We start from the raw sequence: 22,587 nt of genomic DNA on the forward strand, positions 1-22,587 counted from the left end.
ATTACTAAACTAGCCCTTTCAACGTGACTCGTAAAATAAGATTGTTTTTTCTCAGCGTTCTCTGCGCCTCTGCGGTTTAAAAGTGATTTATTTAACCGCACAGGCGCAGAGAACACAGAGTAAAGAGCTTAAAGAGGAATTTATTGACCAAAATTTTTATTCACCTTGAAAAATTTTTAATGCATCTCAATGCAATGCCAATGCGTTCCTCTGAAACAAGATTATCCCTACTTTCTCAACCGAAAACGCACCGGCATTCTATCAGGCGGATAAATCAAAAGGTTCTGCTGTAACTGTTCCAGAGATGAGCGACCGTTGACCAACTCCCAGTCAAAGTAGTAAACCAGTAGTGCCAGCATCATCGTTCCTTCCAGCATTGACAAATGCTCTCCCAAGCAACGATGAGAACCTGAGCCAAAGTCTATCATTGGCAGTTGACTATTTTCCTTACCCTTCTCTAACCAACGCTCTGGCAAAAATTCATCGGGATGAGAATATACTTCTGGATCTCGTCCAGCAGCAAGCATTGACCAGTATATTTTTGTGCCACGAGGAATAACCGTACCCTCAATAACAGTGTCACGTTGAGCCTCCAATGAAGTCGAGCCAGAGGCGACGGAATAAAGGCGCAAGGTTTCCTTGAGAATAGCGCGGATGTAATTCAATTCCTTGAGGCTTTCTCCATTAATAGTGCCTTGACTTTCCCAAACTTGGTCAACAACGGCCTGTGCCTGATGAAAAACTCTTGGATTTAAAGCCAACTCTCCTATTGCAAAAGATAAAGTATGGGCCGTGGTATCAGTACCAGCGATTAAAAGTTCAATAACTTCTGCTACTAGTGTTTCCCGATTGTATTTTGGTTCTTTGGCAGCTATTTTCACCAACATTGATTCTTGGAACAAAGGACTTACCTGTGTTAAATCCGTTTGATTTTGTTCTCTCATCTGTAAAGCTAAGTCTACACGGGGAGTAATAAACTCCTCTAAATATCGCCTTGCTGCCCAATAATCTCGTGAGTTCTTAGTTGGCAGATACTTCATCCATATCTTCTCACCAGTAGCTACCCGTAGGAACCGATAGCCTACAATAGACATCGCCTCGTACACCTTGAGAACATCAAGGGGTTGTCCTTCATTAGTAGCAATGTTTTTATCCACAGGAATGCCCAGTACAAGACAGGAAATCACCCTCATTGTTAGTTCTACAAACAGAGGATCTACCTGAACTTCTGGTGAGGCAACTGACTGAATTTTTTCGATTATTTGCTCGCAAGCTTGGTTAATAATTTCCACATATTTAGAGAGACCGCTAGAACTGAATTCCGGGTTCCAAGCCTTGCGTCTGTACTGCCACTCACTTCCGTTTTGACCTAAAAGAATGGGCCCACCAATGTCGTTCCAAGCTTTGCTAGCTCGCTGTGACCTAATTAAGCTACCGTCTCTCATCCCATTAACAATGGTGTCTTCGATAACTTTTGGCTTACTCAAAACGAGAACTGGAAAGCCAGTCCAGTAAACATACATTGGGCCTAGCTGCTGGCTCCAATCAAACAATAATTGAAAGAATTTCTTCTCTTTGACTGCTGCTAATACTTGAGGAATATTTCCTAATAGCCAGTGTCTCTTAGGAGAGGGAAAGGACTGTAGAGATTTGTAAGTGTTCTTTTGTTTCCACCACCGCCAACCAAATATTCCCGCTGTGCTAGTAATGCCTAAAGCTGTAACTAAATATGGAAATGAATCAGAAAAAGTAATTTGAGCAGCAATCTGTTGGAACATAAATCCGCCTTTGCTCAACAAAAACTTAGATTATTCAGATACTACCGTATTGTTTCCAGATTGGTTCAGCGCGGTTCTCTGTTGAGTGGTTTCTAAAGAAAATCTAAAGGTAGCAAATAGCGATCGCCTGAAAACAGGATAATGCAGCTGAACAGGTTAATTATTCCCATTCAACCTAGAATTATGGCATCTCCACCGAAAATCCTCGCCTTTGCCGGCAGCACTCGGATTGATTCTTACAACAAAAAATTGGTAAAAATCGCGGCGGCTGGCGCTAAGGCAGCAGGCGCAGAAGTGACTTATATAGACCTCCGCGATTTGCCCCTACCTCTGTTTGATGAAGACTTGGAAGCTCAACAAGGACTACCTGCCAATGCCCGCACTTTTAAAGATTTGATGATTTCTCATCAAGGATTGCTGATTGCTTCGCCGGAATATAACAGTTCACTCACAGCAGTTTTGAAGAATGCCATTGACTGGGCATCTCGTCCAGCCCCAAATGAAGCACCGTTGGCTGCTTTTGCAGGGAAGGTTGCTAGTATTATGAGCGCTTCCCCAGGCGCTCTTGGTGGTTTACGGGGGTTGGTTCATTTGCGCTCTATTTTGGGAAACATCAAAGTTTTGGTACTTCCTGACCAGGTAGCCGTACCCAAAGCTTATGAAGCCTTTAATGTCGATGGCACGTTAAAAGATCCTAAACAGCAACAATCTATTGAGCAGTTAGGGGATGGCTTAACAAAGATATTGCTGAAGCTCAATTAAATTCTTCAATTTGACAGTAGATAGCGAATACCTATCATTAGCACAAAGATGCCATACAGCTTTTTCATCAACTCACTGCTAATAAACGGCTGATTTGCAAACAATGCCCCGAAAAAGTTACCCACGATTAAACCAACTGCAATAATCAGGGCATATTTGATATTAAGATTACCGTTGCGATGGTAAACCAAGGCTGCTAAAATCCCGATTGGCAAAATTTGAGCAGCCACAGATGTTCCTGTAGCTAACTTCTGATCCAAACCAATTACTAACACCATTGCCGGAATCATAATTGCGCCGCCACCGATACCAAACATTCCACCAGCAATGCCAGAAACTAAACCGATTAACAACAGTTGGATCGAGATATTAGACATAAAAATAGTTGATATATTGCAAATTACAAATTTACCGTATTAGACAAAATAGATTTGGCTAGCATTCCATGCACGCCTTTTTGCGGACTGTTCACAACTTGAGTAATGTGAAAATTTACAGCTAAACTACACAATACATAAGCATCTTCTGGCGATAAATTTGCAAAGCGTTCCAGAAAATCAATCATATTTTTTAAAGCCAATTCTAAGGCTTCATCTAAGGTTTGAGCAAAGCCCATTGTGATGATATGAGTTGGAGTTTCAGCTATTGGTGTTGTCAGTTTTAAATCCTTGCGAAGTTTGAGGGTAATTCTACCATTCATGGAAGTTTCAATGGCGGTAACATTTACTTCACCATCTCCCTGTGCAGAATGCCCATCACCAATAGAAAATAATGCACCTGGTACGAAAATCGGCAAAAATAAACGAGAACCAGCTTGTAATTCCCGGTTGTCGATATTACCACCGTAAGAACCTGGTGGGACAGAAGTTCGAGAAGTTTCTGGGGTAGCGACACCAAGAATTCCAAAAAACGGTTTGAGGGGAATTTTTATGCCAGCACCCGCCGGAAATTCCGCGATATTGTTTGCTAAATCCAGAGGAATGAATCTCAACGCAGGTTGAGGAAACTGATGTCGTAAAGCTCCCCAACCTGGACGAATGGCATTAAAGCCAACGGGTACACTAGGTGCGATCGCATCTAATTGTACTTCTAAAACATCCCCTGGTTCGGCATCACGTATATAAATCGGCCCTGTGAGTAAATGCGGCCCCCCAGCAATCTTGCGTTCTGGTAGAAAATTTTGGCAGATATCGAGAAATTCTGGTGTGACAAATTCTGGTGGTGCTTTGTCATAAACGTAGTAACCAGTATAAGTTTCCACATCAACTGTATCGCCAGAATCAATAGTGAGCGCTGGTTTTAACAGATGGGAGAAACCACCCAGATGTACGGTTTCTTTTGATGCTTTTAAAAGATGATGAGTCATCGCTGTTTTGTTTTTAATCACCGAAAGGTTGAAAGAATTAGTCCGTCTCCCCTGCTTGCTGGAGCGCAACAGCGATGACTGTTTCACTCAGTCGAATTCCTCTGTTTATCATACGCTCAATAGCTTGCCGCATTAACACAGGATATCCTTCTTGTTTAGCACGCAATAAAATGCCAATAGAACCTGTGAGCTTAAGACCACTCAATCTAGCAATCCGCCTACCAACAGTCTCATCAATACATACAGTTTGAATGCTTTCATTTAAAGCTAATTGAATTACAGATGCTTCGCCTAAATCCAAAGAGTTGAGCAAAAGAGGTGAAATATTAAGTGGAGTTAGCCATTTTTGTAGCCAGGTTGCTGCCTCAAATTCTGCGACTGCAAACCCACTTTTACCTCCAGCAAGTAATTCTTGACAAACTTCAAAAGGAACAAGCACTTGAGTGTATAGCTGCAATACGTCTAAATCACCAAGAGCCGCTACTAAACTAATTATTGGAGCAGTATTAATGACGATTATCTCAGTTTTAGGCATTCTGTAAATCAGCAAGAAGTTCATCTTCTGTTAAATCAATCATAGCCACTCCATAATGATGCAAATTAAGTAAAAAAGAAACTCGATCTGTATCTACTAGTGCAGCTGCCATACCAGAAGATAGGCGTTTCATTTCAAACAGTTTTACTGCCATTGCCCATTTAGCTTCTTGTTCAAATTGTTCCCTTGTCTGTTGTAAGGCATCTGGAAGTGTCTCTGGGTAGTTAATTTTGATTTGCAATGACATAGGCTAAATTATTCTTTCGTAATGTAACTTTTCCCTTACTCTACATTGTTAAGTAGTGAATCACCATACTCTGGAGCGTGAAATTTTTTCAACTTACGTCAAGCTTCAGATGAAAGGATACCTACTAGAACTCGTACCAAATCTTCTAAACCTTCAGGAACACGATAAAGTTTAATATCTTCTGTAATTAGCTTTTGTTGCCTATTGAGTGTACCAAATTTCCAGTCATCTCCATTAGTAACTGCGCCAAATAAAAGTGATGATTGATCGTCTAGACTCTGATCCAGAGCTATTAATTCTACTGCGAGTTGTGTAACCCCTCTTCTAATATCTGATTGTTTTGCTTCAATTACCAATAAAGAGTTAGATTTATGTAAGTAATAATCCAAAGTACCTTTGAGCTTTTCATCCACATTAATTGGATACTCACTATATAGTTGAGCTTTTGTTTGATCGCAAATTTCAGCAAGGATAGGAGCAATCATAAATTCTCTGATTGATATCTCAGCCATCGGGTTAAAAAGCTTTATATTACGCTGTAAGTAATTTTGTAAAAATTCTAAATAGCTAACTTCAGCAAAGTATATTGGTAATTTTAGCTCTGTACGTTCGTAACTGTACTCAAACTCAGCTACTACATCTATTGTTGGATTAGGTAACAAAAAGTATTGAATAAAAGTGTAACTTTGATCGGGTTTTAAAATTCTATATTTACTCATGATTTTTATCGCTAATGAACTACACTGGAGATATTACGAATTACAATTAGGAATTAATAATTGATCTGATTATCTCAATAATTTGCTAAACTCCAACTTTGGGGATAGCAAATAAGAACAATTTGAGCAGGGAATTTGGAGGGGTTGCAGAGTGGCTGATGATGAACGCATAGTCAATGCACAACAGATAAATCCAAAAGACTTTTCATGGGGATTATGGCCTGTTGTGCCACTCTACCCTTATGGCAGGCGGCAGACAATCCGCAAAGAAGTGATTAAGGACACAATCTGGAATTTTGACCAGATTCAGGGCATTTTCTACGTAGTTGTGCCAATTCGCATGACTGTTGTTAAGCTCGAAGCCGGGGGTCTTCTCATCTATGCGCCTGTTGCACCAACCCCAGAGTGCATCAGGCTTGTGAATGAGTTGGTGGCGGAACACGGTAAGGTTAAGTACATCATCCTGCCGACTATCTCCGGTATAGAACACAAAGTCTTCGTCGGCCCCTTCGCCAGATATTTTCCGACTGCACAGGTGTTTGTGGCTCCCCATCAGTGGAGTTTCCCGCTAAATCTGCCCCTTAGCTGGCTTGGTTTACCCCCAAAACGGACTCAGGTACTCCCAGAAGATAGTAGCAAAACACCCTTTGCTGACGAGTTTGATTATGCAATGCTGGGTCCCATCGACCTTGGCCCTGGTCGATTTGCGGAAGTTGCTTTTTTCCACAAGCGATCGCATACTCTTTTAGTAACAGATTCTGTGCTTTCTATCCCAGACGATCCACCTGCGATCGTTTTATTAGATCCATATCCCCTACTATTCCATGCCAAGGATCGTGCTTCTGATATTGTTGCAGACATTCAGGTAAATCGCCGTAAGGGTTGGCAGCGCATCTGTCTGTTTGCTTTGTACTTTCAACCAAGCGCACTAAATATACCCCAATGGAATAAGGTGTTGCAAGATGCCTTAAAAGCACCAGAACGCTCAAAGAAAGCTTACTTTGGATTGTATCCTTTTAAATGGAATCCAGATTGGCAGCGATCGTTTGATGCCCTGCGAGGTGATGGGCGGTTGTTTGTTGCACCAATTTTACAGACGTTGATTCTCAACCGCGCACCACAAGAAACCATCGACTGGGCTGATAAAGTTGCTAGTTGGGACTTCGAGTGGATTATTCCCTGCCACTTTGATGCACCGATAAAAGCCCAAGCCTATCAGTTTCGTCAAGCTTTCTCTTTTTTGGAAAAGCAGCCTGCTGTTAGTGGGGGTTTATTCAGCAGTAGCAGCTATCCCTTACCAGAGGAAGATTTTAAAGCACTTAGGGAAATCGATACAGGTTTAAATAAGTTGGGCATTGTGCCAGCACCAAAGGAGAAGGTGTAGGATAATTTTTTATAACTGCTGTGCTAGAGAATTAGAAATTGCTATGACTGCAAAACTATAGTGCTTCTATTTTTGATTTCTAAATTAAACTTTGGCATTCAATTAGCTTGTAAATTCTTACCAGAGAACTAAGACTAATTCCTTCTATTGACTGTGGTCAAGTTCATAGATTAGTTGGTTAACTTGAGAATAGCAACTATTAAAGATGAAAAAAGATGAATAAGACATTACTAACGATTTTGATGCTTGCACTGTTACTCTTATTCATCATTTCTCCCTTTGCTGCCCTTGCTAGTTTGATGCTGTTAGTGTTAGTTTCGGCATTTTTCTCTTTACTGGTAAACTTGTTTCAAGCCATAATTGCTGGTGACACCAACCCAAAAGGGTCATAAGGGGACTTCCAAATAAAAAAATATCCCATCGCTTTAAGGGCAGGGAGCAGGGGGAGGGAAAATCGTAGTTAAGTAAAGAGATTGGATAATTTATTTTTTGGAGTTCCCTAAAAGCAAAATTAAAATAAAGAGAGGATTTTAAAACTATTTCAAAAATCAATTTTCATCTTAAAAGAGATGCTACCAATTCGGTTGATTATTTCGCTACCAAGAATGATTTCAAAGCCAAACCTTTTATATAAACTCAAGGCTGGATTTGTCGCTCTGATACTAAGTGATATTGATGAATAAGATGTTTGGGCTGCTGCTAACAAATGTGTGAGTAACTGCGTTCCTATACCTTTATTTCTATGTTGGGGAAGAATGGCAATAGCTAGTTCAGGAGTTTGATCGTCAACATAGCCATATCCTTTATTTTCACCTGTCAATAGACGCAGCCATGCAGATCCTACTGGCTGATTACTAGTTTCTAGAATAGCGATGAAGCCGCTATCATCTTTACGTCCCCAATTTTTAACATATTTTGCCAAATCAGGATTATTTATGGCATCCTGCACTGTCAGATTACCTTCTTTTTCCAGATGCGCTGCTTCATAAAGCATTTGCCAGAGAAAAGGCTCATCTTCCTGTGTCAATGGACGAGTAGAATAATCCATAACTCATGCCCCATCCGCTTGTGTAAAATTTAGGATAATTTACTCAGTGGTGTTGGTAAACCGTCAATGCTGACAAGATTTTTCTTCTGTTGATATTCTCGAACTCCCTCTTCACCTTTTTTACTAGCCCAGTTTACTAAAGTCTGGCGCTGACCCTGATATTCATAAAGTGGTACGCCAAAACCACAAGAAGTCTGTACTTTTTCAATATCAGCGACGATAATTTGGCGAGTTCCAGGCATTGGTAAAAACAGAGAGTACAGAGAGTCCCAGTCTGGAGAACTCGGTAAAATCGTGTTTCCTTGACCGTAAAGACGTAGGATACACGCAGGTTCTTCAAAGGCGCAAAACATGAAGGTTATCCGCCCATTTTCTTGCAAATGGGCTGAGGTTTCGTTACCACTGCCTGTAAGGTCTACGTAACCGACTTGCTTGGGAGAGAGAACGCGAAAGCATCCTAAACCTTTAGGAGATAGATTAACATGACCCGTAGGACTCAAGGGTGCAGAGCCAACAAAGAAAAGGTGTTGGGCTGCAATAAAGTCTTGCAGTTCGTCTGTAATACAGTCAAAAAGTTTAGACATAGACTGTCTGATTTATATTCACATACAAATTTCTCATCTTCTCAGCCTATGCCTTAGCTAAATATCTAGCAAGGCCCAATTGCCGATGTCTGAGCAAATGGGAGTTTGGAGTTAGGAAAAGTATTAAGTAAGTGTAGGCATAAATAATTCTCTTTGGGATAAGGCAATAGGCAATAAGCATAAGAGTTTTAGCCTAGTTCCTTTTTATTTACGATAGTTTGATTTTATTGTGCCAACTTGCTTACTGTCTCATATACCGACTAGCCATTTGGATGGCATCAGCGATATCTACATCACCATCACCGTCAGCATCCAAGAAGGAATTCAATACAGGATTCCCGCCAGCTTGGGGATTTTGAGCATTTGCACCTGATTGCAAAAAATTCAGGACTAAAGGTACTGCTAAAGGTAGCAATTGTTGAACTATACCAGCATCCAATCCAGTGCGCTGGGCAGCAACTTGAGCTACCTGTTGTTGTATCTGAGGAGAAAACAGCGAATTGACGGCTTGGGGATTAGGTGAAGTTCCAGCATATTGATTCACTAAACTTTGTGCGGCTTCATTACCATCTGTGGCTTGCTTGTCTTGTAAAGCGGAACGCACTTGACCACCCACAATTGACAAGACTGATTGAATGGTAGAAGGGTCTGCACCAGTACTTTGGCTTAATTGCTGTACAGTGTTAATAATTCCTCCCAGTTGCCCTAAGCTACCCTGTTGATTAGGATTAGCAACTGCACCAAGAATTTGATCGAAAAGTCCCATAAATTTATTTCTCCCTTTGTTCTCAAAAAGCTTGCCAAAACTGGCTTGAAGTGTTTGTGTAGGCAAACTTTCGTCAGTCCACTAAAAAGATTTAAACACGCAACCTTATACTTGCTGTTGATTATTATGAAAAAATTAACTTTGGAAAGCTACTAACTCAAGGATGAGAAATTGGTAAAGTTATACCTGCGGTGGGCAGAGCCAACGCAAACTCTGTACCTTTATCTAACTCAGATTGACAGGTAATCTTACCTTTATGTTTTTCTACCACAATTTGAGATGCGATCGCTAGCCCTAAACCAGTACCAATGCCTCGTGGTTTGGTGGTAAAAAATGTTTCAAATATCTTTTTCTGATTTTCTGGTGAAATACCAGGGCCGTTGTCGGCAATTCGCACTATTACCAAATCATTCTCCCAGCATTCTGTGATAATAGTGATTTCAGGGACAAATTCGGGATTTTCAGCCGATTTTTGCTCCAAAGCATCAAGTGCATTGCTGAGAAGATTCATAAATACTTGATAAAGTAAACCTGTGTAGCCTGGAACCTCTGGAATCTCTCCATAGCTGCGAACAAGGTTAATGCCATTTTTCAGGCGATTGTTCAGAATCAACAATGTACTATCTAGACAAGCATGTAGCTCGACTAACTGGGCTTCCCCATCGTCTAAACGAGAGAAATCTTTCAAACTTCGGACAATTTCTCGCGTGCGTTCAGCACCAATTTTCATTGAATTAAAGAGTTTTGGCAAATCGACTTCTAGAAACTCCAAATCAATTTCTTCTGCTAGATTTTGTACAGCAGTGGAAGGCTGAGGAACTTCGGCTTTATATACTTGCAGTAATGCTAATAAATCGTCAGTATAGGTTTTCGCGTGTACGAGGTTGCCAGAAATGAAATTTACAGGATTATTAATTTCGTGGGCGACACCAGCCAGCATTCTTCCTAAACTAGACATTTTTTCACTTTGAATTAGTCGGACTTGGGCTTCGGCTTGTTGTTCTTCTAAAAGGTGCTTCACCTGTCGAATTAGCTGGTTAAGGGAATTAGTTAAAGCCCCAACTTCATCTTGAGTAATTACGGGCGCTTGCAAGTCAAAATTGGCTTCTTGGCTAACTTTTTGGGCGATATCTGTCACCGCTTTAATCGGATAGGCAATGATTGTACTGGTGTAGAAAGCCAGGATAGCAGCGATCGCCTATTACCAACCCTGCTGTCGTTCCTAAAACTGCAACTCTCAAAGCCAAACCGTATCCATAAAAGATTTTTTGCCGAATACTAAGGCGATGGAATCTTTGTTGAACCCAGTTAAAGTATTTTAATTTAGGTATCGCAGTCATGGTATTACTCGTTGTTGAATTTTTTACTAAGTGGTTTTTCATCAAAAACAAGAAATCCAGCCGCAAGTGAGAACACATTTAATACAAAATTCGCTCTTAGTTTATCAAAAGGGGTTTTTTCTACCCTGGTCAAAAATACTGAAACTATGAAGATTATAAGTATCTGCCTACTGAATGTTGATAGAAGAAGAGCAGAGGAAGAAGGGGAGCAGGGGAAAAAGGCTGAACCCAAGCTTATTGACATATAGAATTATTTATTGTGGGGGTACAGCATTGCTGTGCCCTTAAGTTTCACCGTCAAAGGTTCAGATTTTGCAAAAGCTGCTTCTTACTACTCTGGTAAGAAAGACTGAAACTATTAAGATCAGAAGCATCTGCTTACTGAAATACCCACTAATCTTTCCTAGCCATGCCTCTGTCGCGCATAGTAACGCTAATTGTTGGTCTGATAGTCATTTTGGGGCTAGCCCTATGGCTAATTGATTCCCTATCACGCCTTTATTGGCAATTGTCCTATTCGCCGTTGCTTGGCAATTTGCTGCTGTTGCTGCTGATTGTTCTTATAGGAGCCTTGGTTGCGGCTTTTGTCTATTATGTATTGGTAATTCAAGCTGGGGAAAAGCGATCACGCCGCAACCCCAAGCGAGTAACTGCGGCGCAAATTCCTGCTGCTAAATCTGACGCTGCTTCTACAACTCTCCAAGCTGTGCGCCAACAGGTAGCGCAAATTCAAGATGAAGTCACACGTCAAGCTTTATTAAGTCGATCGCGGGAGATTGAAGCGAATTTAGCACGCGGTGAAATTCAAGTAGTGGTATTTGGTACGGGGAGTGCTGGCAAAACTTCCCTAGTTAATGCAATTATGGGACGCATGGTAGGTCAAGTAGATGCACCGATGGGTACAACCCAGGTTGGAGAAACCTATTGTCTGCGGTTGAAGGGATTAGAACGCAAGATTTTAATTACAGATACGCCAGGGATTTTAGAAGCAGGGGTGGCGGGAACAGAACGAGAACAAATGGCGCGAGAACTGGCAACAGAAGCAGATTTACTGTTATTTGTGGTGGATAATGACTTACGACGCTCAGAATATGAGCCGTTGCGCGGGTTAGCAGAAATTGGTAAGCGATCGCTCCTAGTTCTCAACAAAACCGATTTATATACAGATGAAGATAAAGAATCCATCCTCGCTAGGTTGCGTCAACGGGTACGGGGATTTATTGCTACTAATGATGTGGTGGCGATCGCAGCTAATCCCCAATCTGCACAACTAGAAACCGGCGAAACTTACCAGCCGGAACCAGATATTGTCCCTTTACTGCGACGCACGGCTGCTGTTTTACGCGCCGAAGGTGAAGATTTGGTGGCGGATAATATTCTTTTGCAATCTCTGCGATTGGGAGACGAGGCGCGAAAACTCATCGATGGTCAGCGTCGCCGTCAAGCTGACAAAATCGTAGAACGATTCCAGTGGATTGGTGCCGGTGTAGTATCAGTTACGCCAATACCAGTGGTAGATTTATTAGCGACAGCAGCTGTTAATGCTCAAATGGTTGTGGAAATTGGCAGAGTCTACGGCTGTGAATTGAATATGGAACGGGGACGAGAGTTAGCTCTTTCTTTAGCGAAAACTATTGCTAGTTTGGGCATTGTCAAGGGAGCAATTCAATTATTATCTACAGCGTTGCAACTTAATGTTGCTACCTTTCTTATTGGTCGGGCGATTCAAGGTGTGACAGCAGCTTATTTAACGCGAATTGCTGGTAAAAGTTTTATTGAATATTTTCGTCACGATCAAGATTGGGGTGATGGGGGAATGACAGAAGTTGTGCAGAAACAGTTTCAAATTAATCGCCGAGATGAATTTATTAAAGCTTTTATTCAAGAAGCGATCGCGCGAGTGGTGAAGCCGTTACAAGATAAATCTGAAGTAATTGAACATGATGAAGAAGTCAATAGTTAAATAATTCAAAATTCAAAAACAAATGCGCTTCCTGTTATTAGGTGTGCAAAAGTCAAGGTAAAAGAAGAATCGATCAAACAGCAACTCTTTAAAACGGATATTTAAAGTGTATTAGGTCCATTTTTTTGCTGTTGTAATTTAGCCAAAAGATGGTGAAATCACATAATGCATCATTAGATTTTCTATTTTCCCAAGTTGTTTAGGTAAGATTCTTTTTCACAAATAATTGATATAGTTAAGTAAAACTTATGCAAATCAGTCAATTTATTTGAATTCTTTATAAAGTATGTTAACTGTCTTAACTGTCTTAACTGTTCTTGCATTCCTATTAAAAGTCTGAGACGTTAAGAAAGATAAAGTGTAGTGTTATGCATTCCAATCAATTTGGAGAGCTTAAACAATTACAACGACAGTAACAACTAGTAAACTAAAGTCTACTTACAAGCCGCAGCAAGCATCTGGAACGCTTAAGCAAGTCTTTGTTAGTTTCGCTTGCTGCAATTAGGTATGAAAAGTTTTGTCCTATAAATCTTTGCTCAAAAAATAAATTCTATGATTTTTGGCAGTCTATACCCTGACATTCCTATCCCTAAACAGCCACTGACAGAATTTGTCTTGCAACGAGCAATAAATTTAGCCGACAAACCAGCCCTTATTGAAGGACTAACTAACAGGATAATAACATATAAACAACTAGTCGAGTCAATTCGTAAAATTGCTTGTAGCTTGGCAGCGCGTGGCTTCTCCAAGGGAGATGTTTTAGCTATTTACAGCCCTAATATTCCGGAATATGCGATCGCTTTTCATGCCGTAGCAACTTTAGGTGGGATTATCACCACAGTCAACCCATCCTACACCGCAGAAGAACTGGCATATCAACTCAATGATGCTGGAGCAAAACATCTCATCACCATCCCAGACCTTGTAGGGCAAGCATTAGAAGCGATTGGTCACTCAAAAGTAGAGGAAGTATTCGTATTTGGTGAAGCAGCTGGAGCTACCCGATTTTCTGTACTTTTAGAAGGTGAAGGAGAAATACCAAAAGTACAAATCAATCCACAAGAAGATTTAGTAGCCTTGCTCTACTCTAGTGGTACTACTGGTATGCCTAAAGGTGTAATGCACACCCACCATTCATTTGTGGCCAACTTTCACCAATTCCAAAACTGCGAGCCAGTCAGCAAGGCTGATGCAATTATCGGAGTTTTACCTTTTTTTCACGCCTATGGCCTGGTCATGCTGAATTACAGCCTGGCTTGCGGTGCTACTGTTGTGACGATGCCGCGCTTTGATTTAGAAGCCTTTGTGAGCCTGATTGAAAAGCATAAAATCACCCGTATTCACATCGTTCCGCCAATTTTGCTGGCATTAGCAAAGCAGCCAATAGTAGATAAATACGATCTTTCGAGCTTGCGAGTGCTGACTTCTGGAGCAGCACCACTTAGCCATCAATTGATCGAAGAGTGCGAACAGCGTCTGACTAATTGCGTTGTTAAGCAAGCATACGGAACGACAGAAACCTTTGTGACCACCTACACTCCAGATGAACGTGACAAAATCAAGCCTGGTTCAGTAGGTCAATGTCTCCCTCATGTTGAATGTCAAATCGTAAATGTCGATACCCAACAACCATTAGGTTTTAATCAATCAGGAGAGTTGTGGGTACGCGGGCCGCAGATCATGAAAGGCTATTTGAATAATCCCGACGCAACTGCCAGCACAATCAATCGAGATGGTTGGTATCACACTGGTGATATTGTCTATATTGACGAAGACGACTACTTTTACATAGTCGATCGCATCAAAGAATTGATTAAGTGTAATGGCTACTCCATAGCACCGGCAGAATTAGAAGCAGTATTGTTGAGTCATCCGGCTGTCGCTGATGCTTGTGTAGTCAAGAGTCCTCATCCTAGTAGTGGGGAAGTTCCCAAAGCTTTTGTCGTACTAAAAGCCGCTGCCACTGCACAGGAAATTATGGAGTTTGTCGCTGGTCAAGTTGCACCGCATAAAATGATCCGCAGACTTGAATTTGTGGACAAAATTCCCAAATCGCCTTCTGGCAAAATTTTGCGCCGCATATTGGCACAACAAGAACTGACAAATATCAAAGCAGCATCCTCTGACGAGCAACCATTGGAGCAACGATTAGAATTTTTAGAACAGTTAGATGATGGTTCTTTGGGTCAACGTCAAGAACTATTAATTGCTTACATTCGAGAGCAATTTGTCAAAGTTTTAGGCATCAATACTTCTCAAAATCTGGATATAGAGAAGCCTTTGCATGAACTGAGGCTTGATTCTCTCATGAATATCGATTTGAAGAATCGTATTGATACTGAATTAGGGGTAGACATACCCATAGATATGTTGCTTGGTAACTCCAATATCAACCAATTGGTAAATTTATTGCTTCAGCAACTAACAGCGAAAAACACAATTATCTCAAAAAAATCATCGGCTGAATTAGCAACAGATTTGAATTCAGAAGTTGTTTTAGACTCTACTATATTTCCTGAATACCCATCTGAGTCATTTGTAACTGAGCCTGCTGCTATTCTCTTAACTGGAGCTACAGGCTTTTTAGGAGCTTTTTTACTTCAAGAACTGCTGTTAAAAACCCAGGCGGATGTTTATTGTTTGGTACGTTCTACTGATGCTAGATCAGGGAAGATGAGGATTCAAAATAACTTAGAATCCTATGGAATTTGGCATGAAGATTTTGCTGAGAGAATTATTCCTATTTTAGGTGATTTATCTCAACTAATGTTAGGTTTGTCATTACAAGATTTTCAAAAAATGAGCAGCATCATTGATACGATCTATCACAACGCTGCTTGGATTAACTATGTTTATCCCTATTCAGCATTAAAGCCTACCAATATTTTAGGAACTCAGGAAATATTGAGATTGGCGAGTCGTGTAAAAATCAAGCCTGTACATTATATTTCCACTATTGCTGTTTTTGAGTCACCTGCTTATTGGGGAAAGGTAGTAACTGAATCCGATCAACTCGATCATAGTGAGGGAATGAAACTTGCTTACTCCCAAAGTAAATGGGTGGCAGAAAAGTTAGTGATGTTAGCGAGTGACAGAGGAATTCCAGTTTCAATTTATAGATCACCATTTATTTCTGGGCATAGTCAAACAGGCGCTTGGTATAAAGATGATGTGATTTGCCGCACCATCAAAGGCTGTATACAAATTGGGAGCATGACAGACATCACTGACACCTTAGATTTAGCCCCTGTGGATTACCTCAGCCAAAGTATTGTGTATTTATCACAGCAAAAAGATTCTCTTGGCAAGGCTTTTCACTTAAATAATCCTCAATCTATTTCTTGGCGAGAACTAACTGATTTTATCCGTTCTCTTGGCTATCAGATTGAGCATATTGCTTATCACGATTGGCAAACACAACTAAATAATTCTGTCCGCTCTCAGGAAAATCCTTTGTATCATCTCTTGCCTTTTTATCAAAAGCATTATCAACAATCAACCGATCCCAAAATTAGTTGTTTAGCAACACAAAATGCTCTTACAGTAAGTTCAATAAGGTGTCCTCCAGTGAATGAACAATTGCTCAATACCTATTTTTCCTATTTTCTTCGTAGTGGTTGGTTGGGCGTGTCGCTACCCTCGAATAAATTGGCTTAACTGTTACCAATTAAGCAATTTTAATAGGATTAAAAATTACGCTCAAATAAGCCCATTTTTAATTAGTATTTAGGACTAAAACTCATGTCTGACATTAAAAAACTGGGTTCATCATGGATCATAAATTGGTTTTTTGGTTTTAACCAGATTCCTACAAACGAAGATAGCAGCATTTATATGAAATCTGTTTTAACTTGTGCTAAAGCAGATGGAGTTATCTCACCAGAAGAAAAGGATTGGGCACTTGGATTCTGTGCATCTTGGGGAGTAGCAGACTGGGTGATCGAAGATCTAAAAACTTATGAAGCTGATGAAGCTCTAGAAGAAGTAATTGCTCGCTCTCCTCAAGTATCTATGGCACAAAGAGATATACTTCTGTCTGCAATTTGGGTTTCTGCTGCCGATGGAGAACTTCATGAAAAGGAAAAAGCAAAAATTCGGAAAATGGCTACTATTTTAGGGATAAAAGAAGAAATAGTAGACCAGTTGGAGCAGCTACAACAAGAAGAAGCAGCACTACGACAGAAACGCCTTAACCTCTTATATCCTCAGAAAAGCCCCTATTAATTAATCATCTGGCGTTGCTGATTGCAATATGAATATTGGTGTAGAGATGCTTCACAGAAGATTTGAATACCTGAATTCAGCAATGCCATTTTCTCTTGATTGAGAATTTTTATGTTTCAAACTCAATTACAACATCCTACAAGTAAAGACGAAATGCAGACTACACAAACATTAAAACAAATTATCGCTGGTGCTTGGATTACGCAAGGTATTTATGTAGTTGCTCAACTTGGTATTGCAGATTTACTTAAGGATGGTTCTAAAAGTTACGATGAATTAGCAACAAAAACTGGTGTAGATGCCCGATCCCTCTACCGACTACTACGCGCCCTTGCCAGTGTTGGTATATTTGCTGAAGGTAATTCAGGCTACTTTGAGTTAACACCCGTTGCCGAAAGTTTGCAAAGCGATCGCACCGATTCCCTACGTGGTTATGCTATCAAGTCTGGTCAAGCCTGGGAATGGCAACCTTGGGGACATCTACTTGAAAGTATCAAAACCGGAAAACCTGTATTCAAAAATATTTTCGGGATGGAGAGATTTGATTACCTAGCCACAGACCCTTCTGCATCTAAAATATACACCCAAGCTATAAGTAGTATTTCTGGCGAACAAGATGCAGCGATCGCAGCTGGTTATGACTTCTCATTCATCCACAACTTAGTTGAGGTTGGAGGTGGAAATGGTACTTTGATAGCCTCGATTCTCAAATCGAATTTGACAATGCAGGGGATTTTATTTGATTTACCCCATGTAGTTGCAGATGCCAAACCTGTGATTGAAGACCTGGAACTACAAGATCGTTGTCAACTAGTCGGTGGGAACTTCTTTGAATCAGTACCCACAAGTGGAGATGCTTACTTGCTACGGTATATTATTCACGATTGGGATGATGAAAGAGCGATCGCCATCCTGAAAAATTGCTACCAAGCGATGCAGCCTGACGGCAGATTGCTGCTAGTCGAAATGGTTATACCTCAAGGCAACGAACCATTCTTTGGCAAACTCCTCGACTTGCAGATGCTCGTGAATTATGGCGGCCGTGAACGGACTCAAGCTGAGTATCAAGTCCTATTAAAAACAGCAGGTTTCTCATTGACAAAAATTTATCCAGTAGCACCTCCAATCAGCATAATTGAGGCTATTCGCCTATGAAACGGAACAGGGAACGGGCAACAGACAACAGGAAAACAAGTCTCCGTTCCCGCCACCAAGAGGCTTGGTAAATCATTTTTTGACACAACACTCATAGTTTTAAGGTAAATACCATGAAGCAAAATTTGATTGAAACTTTACTAGACATTTCAGAACAGGAAAAAGAGCGGCTTTTAGCAGCCATCCAAATTGATGCTATTACTGAAAGTCCATATCTAGAAAAGGAATCAACAGAATCACAAGAGTACAGACAATTTTTCCAATCACTCTTCCAAGAGATACTTCATTTTGAAGATAACGAGCAGCAATTACTTTTTGAAATAGCAAGATATGTGCGTCATAAGTATTTGGAAAATAAAGGAAATTTAAGAGGTGTGATTGAGATTACTAATGCTTGCGAAAGGAGTTGTAATTATTGTCCAATGAGAATTGAAAATGAAGAATTAGGAGATCGTTACAATTTTTCTAGCGAAAAAATATTAGAAACCGCCATAGAAATCAAAGAAGCAAAAATTCCCATTGTATTCATTCAAGCAGGTGAAATTAAAGCAACGACTAAAACCGTATCTAGAGCCATACCTAAAATTAGACAACTTTTTGAGAATAACGTCATAATCCTTCTAAATCTTGGTGATAAACCTAAAGAAGATTACACAATACTCAAAGAAGCTGGCGCAAATCAATACATTATTAAATTTGAAACGAGCAATTGGAATTTACACAAACAAGCTAGAGGATACCTCTTATCCGATCGCCTCAATAGAATCGATGATCTATTAAGTTTAGGATATGAGGTGGGAAGCGGAACAATTGTCGGTTTAAAAGCAGTAAATGCCAATGGGAAAATCGAAATTGAACAAACTCCAAAGATGCTGGCGAACGATCTCCTACTTGCCATGAGGAAAAAAGTTCATATGTGTAGTGCGTCTCCTTTTGTACCTGGTAAAGGTACTCCACTAGCTCAAATGAGTGCGGGCAACGCTAGTATGACTTTAAATTGGATGGCTTTAGCCAGAATTATGATGCCAAAAGTTATGATACCTAGTGTAAGTGCTCTTAATGTTTTATTAGGACAAGATGGTCAGTTAAAAGGACTGCAAGCAGGGGCAAATACGATCACCGTGAATTTTACCCCTCCCAACTATCAAGACCAGTATGCTATTTACAGTAAACAAAAACGGTACAAAGTCAAATACGAATATGCTTTAGATATTATGGAAAAAGCAGGTATCGAGCCAATTTTATTGCCTAACATGCCTAGCCGGAGTTTTTTACTCTCTCAAAATTAGAACTTCCCACTGCTTAAAGAGGACTTACGCAACTGAGGGAGAACTGAATGCGGTGGTTCAAGTCTCCCGATCAAGCGCAGCAATTATTAGCAGCAAAATTAGCCCTGTTCTGTCACTTTTCGGATTAAGCCAGTAGTAAATAAAACCTTTTACCCAGAACAATAAAATTTTTTAAATTGATTCATTGCACTAATTAGATTATTGAATCCAAGCAATAAATTGAGCAGTGAATTAAGTTATATTTCTCTTAATAAATTAGCATTTATTTATCATCAAAAATAGCTTTTTAAATTTAAAGGCTATTGTATTTGAATGCATTTTTGAACATTGAAATAATACAATAAATAAGATTTTTTTAATGTTCAACTATTAGCTTTTTATGCAATGATTAAATTTGTAAATTACAAAATTAAGTAATTTTAGGAAACAGCAATGACGACAGATATCAAAAAGCAAGAAGATTTAGGCATTTCGTGGTTGTTCCAAGAACAGTTTGGTTTTTCACAGATTCCATTAAACCAATCTTATGAAGCTTACTTTAAATCGCTGCTTGTTTGTGCTAATGGCGATGGCACATTAGCAGATGCAGAAAGAGATTGGGTGATTGGATATGCCTCTGCCTACAACCGCGATCCTGCAATTATCGAAAAACTCAAAGTTTACAAGGCTGATGAAGATCTAGAGACACTATTTAGTGGAGATCCTTTAATTATTGAAACACGCCGTTCCCTACTCCTTGATGCAATACAAGCTTGTGCTGCTGACGGCGAATATAGCGAAAAAGAACGGGCGGTAGTACTCAAAGGAGCAAAGGCACTCAATATTTCTGAAGACGAGTTGAAAAAGATTGAAGAAATCTATTTTGAGACAGTCAAACTCCGTGAAAAACGTCTAGCAGTCCTGTATCCCAAAGGTTTACCTTACTAAATCAACTCTTATCTTACAAGAGATAAATTTAGTAAGTTGATTGTATTTCTCTCGGTTAGTAGTCCGCTCTATTAATTCTTTCGGGCTACCATATCCCCGACTTCTTCAAGAATTCGGGGATATAACCGCCTTTTTTTTGATACTTCTACCCAAAACGATGAATATAGTAATTATCCTGGGTGAAATCATATTTTTAATAGTCATTTTCTCGCTATTTAACTGACTCATTGGCATAATCTTCAAGCAGGTCACTAAAGTTTCTTGACTGCAAGGAAAAACTGCAATTATCAGCTTCCTGCACCGGAATATCAGCAGATTGTTAATTAATCTCCCTGTTAAAAATGCAGCATAGCCAATACTTCGCAAAGAAGTTGTGAAGTATTGGCTTTAATAAAAAATTATCTTTTTTTACGCAAAAATACTTAAAAAATTAAACTTGTATTTAAGGTATCAAAACTCTCTTGATTTATTTCTAAAGCATTCCGGAAACAGGAGGGAATGCCAGAAAAACTAAATAATAAGGACTTACTGAGTAACCAGGTCATGACCAAGCACATAATCGGTAAATTACTACAAGGGCGTTACCAAATTGTCCAAAGCCTTGGTGCAGGGGTATTTGGACAAACATACATAGCTGTAGACGTAGATTTTCCCCAGAATCCTAAATGTGTTATTAAGCAGATAAAAGTTAGCAGTTCCGAACCTGGCTACTTGGAGATGCTGAGGTTAATGTTTCTAACTGAAACTGAAACCCTCAAGCTTCTGGGAAGCCATCAACAAATTCCTGAATTTATCGCCTGCTTTGAAGAAAACAGCCAGTTTTATTTAGTACAAGAGCTAATTGAAGGACATGCGCTGACTGCGGAATTGCCCATTGCTCAACAGTGGGGGTGTCTGTGGAATGAAAGGGAAGTTGTACAATTCCTGATAGATGTTTTAAGTATTCTAGAATTTGTTCACTCTCAAGGCGTGATCCATTGTGACATCAAACCAGAAAACTTAATTAGACGTAATAGCGATGGCAAGTTAGTTTTGATTGACTTTGGCTCAATCCAGTCTATCGATTTTGGCATAGGTGCGGAATTGCCGATTTATAGGATTCCCGTCACCTCATTGGGATATATACCACCAGAGCAATTTATTGGTCAAACACAGCCCAACAGCGATATTTATGCTTTGGGGATGATTGCTATCCAGGCTTTAACTGGGTTAGAACCACTACAATTAAAAGTTGATCCTCATACTAATGAAATTTTTTGGCGTTCTCAAAACACGCCAGTTAACGATTATCTAGCTGCTGTTCTCAGCCAAATGATCCGTTACGATTCTCAAAATCGCTTCCAGTCAGCGACTGAGGTACTGCGGGTACTCAAACAAATAACATGGGATCAGCCACCAGAAATATTACAGGAAGATTCTGAATTTTTTCTAGAAGAAGTTGCGATTGAGGATAATGATTTTCAAAATCCTACATCTGACACATCATCCCCGTTATTGACAGGAATGAAAGTCGGGCTAGCAGCTAATTCTTTATTGATGGGATTTGGTGTATATTCTTTAGTTAATACTGCACCTGCATACTCAGAAACAGATACTTTATATCAAGCAACAAAAGAATATCAAGCTGGGGATTTGCAAGAAGCGATCGCACTTGCTAAATCAATTCCCTCCCACAGCAATGTTTATCCAGAAGCCCAAGCCACAATTGAAGAATGGCAAGAGCAATGGCAAGTTGCTGCACAACAATACCAAATAGCTCAAATAGCTTTTCATGAGAGCCGATGGTCAGATGTTCTTGATGCTGTTTCTCAAATTCCAAATATTTCATATTGGCAATCTAAAACAGATAAACTAGTTCAGCAAGCATACGTTAACATCGAAGCACAGACACAAGATTTATTAGCAAAAGCTTACGAAAGTGCCGAGATTAGAGATTTTTCTACTGCATTACAATATCTGCGGGAAATTCCTAAAGAAAGTCGTGCGGGGGCTTTAGTTCAAGAAAAGCTGGCTGAGTACAATCGAAAGCGCCAAATCAGAGCAGCTTACTTTTTACAGAACGCTTACAAAAAAGCATCTATTGGTGATTTTGATCGGGCTGTAAAATTTCTCCGAAATATTCCCCAAGATGCTCTAGTTTATGCTCAAGCTCAAGTTAAATTGAATGAGTATACTCAAAAACAACACGTGCAGGCTGACAATCAAAAGATAGCTTATACAAAAAGGACAAATTCATTTGTCTCTAAAAACTCAGACACTAAGATTGAATATCTTCAGCAAGTGAATTATTTGCAAGAAGTGAATATTCGATAGTTACAGCAATTTTTAAATAAATGTACTTGTTACATAGAGCAAGTTTAAGTAGAGATGCGAAAATGTACTGGGCTGGCTTCGAATGCCCCGCCACGCTAACGCGTCTCTACAGGTCTGAAATCCTTAACTGAACCGTATTGGTACACAAAGAGGTGATGGTTACTTTTATTTAGTTTATAATTCTCAT

At 39.9% G+C, this 22,587-nt stretch carries 21 protein-coding genes and 1 pseudogene; 11 read left to right on the forward strand and 11 right to left on the reverse strand.

Annotated features, from left to right (window positions below):
• Nucleotides 1–227: 227 nt before the first annotated feature.
• The gene (locus NPUN_RS32125) at nt 228–1,778 is read right to left on the reverse strand and encodes a cytochrome P450 (protein WP_012412539.1); all 1,551 of its coding nucleotides are present in this window, start codon (nt 1,776–1,778) and stop codon (nt 228–230) included.
• A 141-nt stretch (nt 1,779–1,919) separates the two neighbouring features.
• Between NPUN_RS32125 and NPUN_RS32130 the strand changes: the two genes are divergently transcribed.
• A complete protein-coding gene (locus NPUN_RS32130) occupies nt 1,920–2,540 on the forward strand; it encodes an NADPH-dependent FMN reductase (RefSeq protein ID WP_012412540.1) in 621 nt (206 codons plus the stop codon).
• Between the two features lie 5 nt (nt 2,541–2,545).
• On the opposite strand, the gene NPUN_RS32135 is transcribed toward NPUN_RS32130, so the two are convergent.
• The 5 genes from NPUN_RS32135 to NPUN_RS32155 form a co-directional block, all read right to left on the reverse strand.
• A complete protein-coding gene (locus tag NPUN_RS32135; RefSeq protein ID WP_012412541.1) occupies nt 2,546–2,917 on the reverse strand; it encodes a TSUP family transporter in 372 nt (123 codons plus the stop codon).
• 23 nt (nt 2,918–2,940) lie between these two features.
• Nucleotides 2,941–3,906: an acetamidase/formamidase family protein gene (locus NPUN_RS32140; RefSeq protein ID WP_041566532.1), complete on the reverse strand. Its 966-nt coding sequence runs from the start codon at nt 3,904–3,906 to the stop codon at nt 2,941–2,943.
• A gap of 37 nt (nt 3,907–3,943) precedes the next feature.
• Nucleotides 3,944–4,441, reverse strand: a complete 498-nt coding sequence (locus NPUN_RS32145) for a PIN domain-containing protein (protein WP_041565767.1) — start codon at nt 4,439–4,441, stop codon at nt 3,944–3,946.
• Entirely contained in the window at nt 4,434–4,688 is a 255-nt protein-coding gene (locus tag NPUN_RS32150; RefSeq protein WP_012412544.1) for a UPF0175 family protein, read from the reverse strand. The genes NPUN_RS32145 and NPUN_RS32150 overlap by 8 nt, the downstream gene beginning before the upstream one ends.
• A 98-nt stretch (nt 4,689–4,786) precedes the next feature.
• Complete coding sequence (locus NPUN_RS32155) at nt 4,787–5,407, reverse strand: hypothetical protein (protein WP_012412545.1); 621 nt, start codon at nt 5,405–5,407, stop codon at nt 4,787–4,789.
• 151 nt (nt 5,408–5,558) lie between these two features.
• Between NPUN_RS32155 and NPUN_RS32160 the strand changes: the two genes are divergently transcribed.
• On the forward strand, nt 5,559–6,791 hold the full coding sequence (locus tag NPUN_RS32160) for a DUF4336 domain-containing protein (protein ID WP_012412546.1): 1,233 nt from the start codon (nt 5,559–5,561) through the stop codon (nt 6,789–6,791).
• A 215-nt stretch (nt 6,792–7,006) separates the two neighbouring features.
• Nucleotides 7,007–7,183, forward strand: coding sequence for a hypothetical protein (locus NPUN_RS42280; protein ID WP_167315688.1), 177 nt, complete (start codon nt 7,007–7,009; stop codon nt 7,181–7,183).
• Nucleotides 7,184–7,332: 149 nt separating this feature from the next.
• On the opposite strand, the gene NPUN_RS32165 is transcribed toward NPUN_RS42280, so the two are convergent.
• The 5 genes and pseudogenes from NPUN_RS32165 to NPUN_RS41155 form a co-directional block, all read right to left on the reverse strand.
• Complete coding sequence (locus tag NPUN_RS32165) at nt 7,333–7,839, reverse strand: GNAT family N-acetyltransferase (RefSeq protein WP_012412547.1); 507 nt, start codon at nt 7,837–7,839, stop codon at nt 7,333–7,335.
• Nucleotides 7,840–7,868: 29 nt separating this feature from the next.
• A complete protein-coding gene (locus NPUN_RS32170) occupies nt 7,869–8,423 on the reverse strand; it encodes a pyridoxamine 5'-phosphate oxidase family protein (RefSeq protein WP_012412548.1) in 555 nt (184 codons plus the stop codon).
• A 241-nt stretch (nt 8,424–8,664) separates the two neighbouring features.
• Nucleotides 8,665–9,189: a DUF937 domain-containing protein gene (locus NPUN_RS32175; protein WP_012412549.1), complete on the reverse strand. Its 525-nt coding sequence runs from the start codon at nt 9,187–9,189 to the stop codon at nt 8,665–8,667.
• Nucleotides 9,190–9,346: 157 nt separating this feature from the next.
• Nucleotides 9,347–10,387 (reverse strand): annotated as a pseudogene (locus tag NPUN_RS32180) (sensor histidine kinase); the annotation flags it as partial.
• Nucleotides 10,332–10,529, reverse strand: a complete 198-nt coding sequence (locus NPUN_RS41155) for a hypothetical protein (protein WP_148220385.1) — start codon at nt 10,527–10,529, stop codon at nt 10,332–10,334. The gene NPUN_RS41155 and the pseudogene NPUN_RS32180, both read right to left, overlap by 56 nt.
• A gap of 11 nt (nt 10,530–10,540) precedes the next feature.
• Here NPUN_RS41155 and NPUN_RS32185 point away from each other — a divergent pair, with 11 nt between their 5' ends.
• From NPUN_RS32185 to NPUN_RS32220, 8 genes are all read left to right on the forward strand, one after another.
• On the forward strand, nt 10,541–10,777 hold the full coding sequence (locus NPUN_RS32185) for a hypothetical protein (protein WP_041565768.1): 237 nt from the start codon (nt 10,541–10,543) through the stop codon (nt 10,775–10,777).
• A 161-nt stretch (nt 10,778–10,938) separates the two neighbouring features.
• On the forward strand, nt 10,939–12,492 hold the full coding sequence (locus NPUN_RS32190) for a YcjF family protein (protein WP_012412550.1): 1,554 nt from the start codon (nt 10,939–10,941) through the stop codon (nt 12,490–12,492).
• A 552-nt stretch (nt 12,493–13,044) separates the two neighbouring features.
• On the forward strand, nt 13,045–16,149 hold the full coding sequence (locus NPUN_RS32195; RefSeq protein WP_012412551.1) for a thioester reductase domain-containing protein: 3,105 nt from the start codon (nt 13,045–13,047) through the stop codon (nt 16,147–16,149).
• An 84-nt stretch (nt 16,150–16,233) separates the two neighbouring features.
• Nucleotides 16,234–16,716 carry a TerB family tellurite resistance protein gene (locus NPUN_RS32200; RefSeq protein WP_012412552.1) on the forward strand — a complete coding sequence of 161 codons (483 nt, stop codon included), beginning with the start codon at nt 16,234–16,236 and terminating at the stop codon, nt 16,714–16,716.
• 111 nt (nt 16,717–16,827) lie between these two features.
• The gene (locus NPUN_RS32205; protein WP_012412553.1) at nt 16,828–17,871 is read left to right on the forward strand and encodes a methyltransferase; all 1,044 of its coding nucleotides are present in this window, start codon (nt 16,828–16,830) and stop codon (nt 17,869–17,871) included.
• 113 nt (nt 17,872–17,984) lie between these two features.
• Entirely contained in the window at nt 17,985–19,160 is a 1,176-nt protein-coding gene (locus NPUN_RS32210) for a biotin synthase BioB (RefSeq protein WP_012412554.1), read from the forward strand.
• Between the two features lie 432 nt (nt 19,161–19,592).
• Nucleotides 19,593–20,087, forward strand: a complete 495-nt coding sequence (locus NPUN_RS32215; protein ID WP_012412555.1) for a tellurite resistance TerB family protein — start codon at nt 19,593–19,595, stop codon at nt 20,085–20,087.
• A 543-nt stretch (nt 20,088–20,630) separates the two neighbouring features.
• On the forward strand, nt 20,631–22,400 hold the full coding sequence (locus NPUN_RS32220) for a serine/threonine-protein kinase (protein ID WP_041566535.1): 1,770 nt from the start codon (nt 20,631–20,633) through the stop codon (nt 22,398–22,400).
• Nucleotides 22,401–22,587 lie beyond the last annotated feature (187 nt).

The organism is Nostoc punctiforme PCC 73102 (genome assembly GCF_000020025.1).
GTDB classification, from domain to species: Bacteria; Cyanobacteriota; Cyanobacteriia; order Cyanobacteriales; family Nostocaceae; genus Nostoc; species Nostoc punctiforme.

Coding starts and splice junctions, on each gene's coding strand:
- NPUN_RS32125 (WP_012412539.1), bottom strand. CDS start 1,778: ATGTTCCAACAGATTGCTGCTCAAATTACTTTTTCTGATTCATTTCCA.
- NPUN_RS32130 (WP_012412540.1), top strand. CDS start 1,920: ATGCAGCTGAACAGGTTAATTATTCCCATTCAACCTAGAATTATGGCA.
- NPUN_RS32135 (WP_012412541.1), bottom strand. CDS start 2,917: ATGTCTAATATCTCGATCCAACTGTTGTTAATCGGTTTAGTTTCTGGC.
- NPUN_RS32140 (WP_041566532.1), bottom strand. CDS start 3,906: ATGACTCATCATCTTTTAAAAGCATCAAAAGAAACCGTACATCTGGGT.
- NPUN_RS32145 (WP_041565767.1), bottom strand. CDS start 4,441: ATGCCTAAAACTGAGATAATCGTCATTAATACTGCTCCAATAATTAGT.
- NPUN_RS32150 (WP_012412544.1), bottom strand. CDS start 4,688: ATGTCATTGCAAATCAAAATTAACTACCCAGAGACACTTCCAGATGCC.
- NPUN_RS32155 (WP_012412545.1), bottom strand. CDS start 5,407: ATGAGTAAATATAGAATTTTAAAACCCGATCAAAGTTACACTTTTATT.
- NPUN_RS42280 (WP_167315688.1), top strand. CDS start 7,007: ATGAATAAGACATTACTAACGATTTTGATGCTTGCACTGTTACTCTTA.
- NPUN_RS32165 (WP_012412547.1), bottom strand. CDS start 7,839: ATGGATTATTCTACTCGTCCATTGACACAGGAAGATGAGCCTTTTCTC.
- NPUN_RS32170 (WP_012412548.1), bottom strand. CDS start 8,423: ATGTCTAAACTTTTTGACTGTATTACAGACGAACTGCAAGACTTTATT.
- NPUN_RS32175 (WP_012412549.1), bottom strand. CDS start 9,189: ATGGGACTTTTCGATCAAATTCTTGGTGCAGTTGCTAATCCTAATCAA.
- NPUN_RS41155 (WP_148220385.1), bottom strand. CDS start 10,529: ATGACTGCGATACCTAAATTAAAATACTTTAACTGGGTTCAACAAAGA.
- NPUN_RS32190 (WP_012412550.1), top strand. CDS start 10,939: ATGCCTCTGTCGCGCATAGTAACGCTAATTGTTGGTCTGATAGTCATT.
- NPUN_RS32195 (WP_012412551.1), top strand. CDS start 13,045: ATGATTTTTGGCAGTCTATACCCTGACATTCCTATCCCTAAACAGCCA.
- NPUN_RS32200 (WP_012412552.1), top strand. CDS start 16,234: ATGTCTGACATTAAAAAACTGGGTTCATCATGGATCATAAATTGGTTT.
- NPUN_RS32205 (WP_012412553.1), top strand. CDS start 16,828: ATGTTTCAAACTCAATTACAACATCCTACAAGTAAAGACGAAATGCAG.
- NPUN_RS32210 (WP_012412554.1), top strand. CDS start 17,985: ATGAAGCAAAATTTGATTGAAACTTTACTAGACATTTCAGAACAGGAA.
- NPUN_RS32215 (WP_012412555.1), top strand. CDS start 19,593: ATGACGACAGATATCAAAAAGCAAGAAGATTTAGGCATTTCGTGGTTG.
- NPUN_RS32220 (WP_041566535.1), top strand. CDS start 20,631: ATGACCAAGCACATAATCGGTAAATTACTACAAGGGCGTTACCAAATT.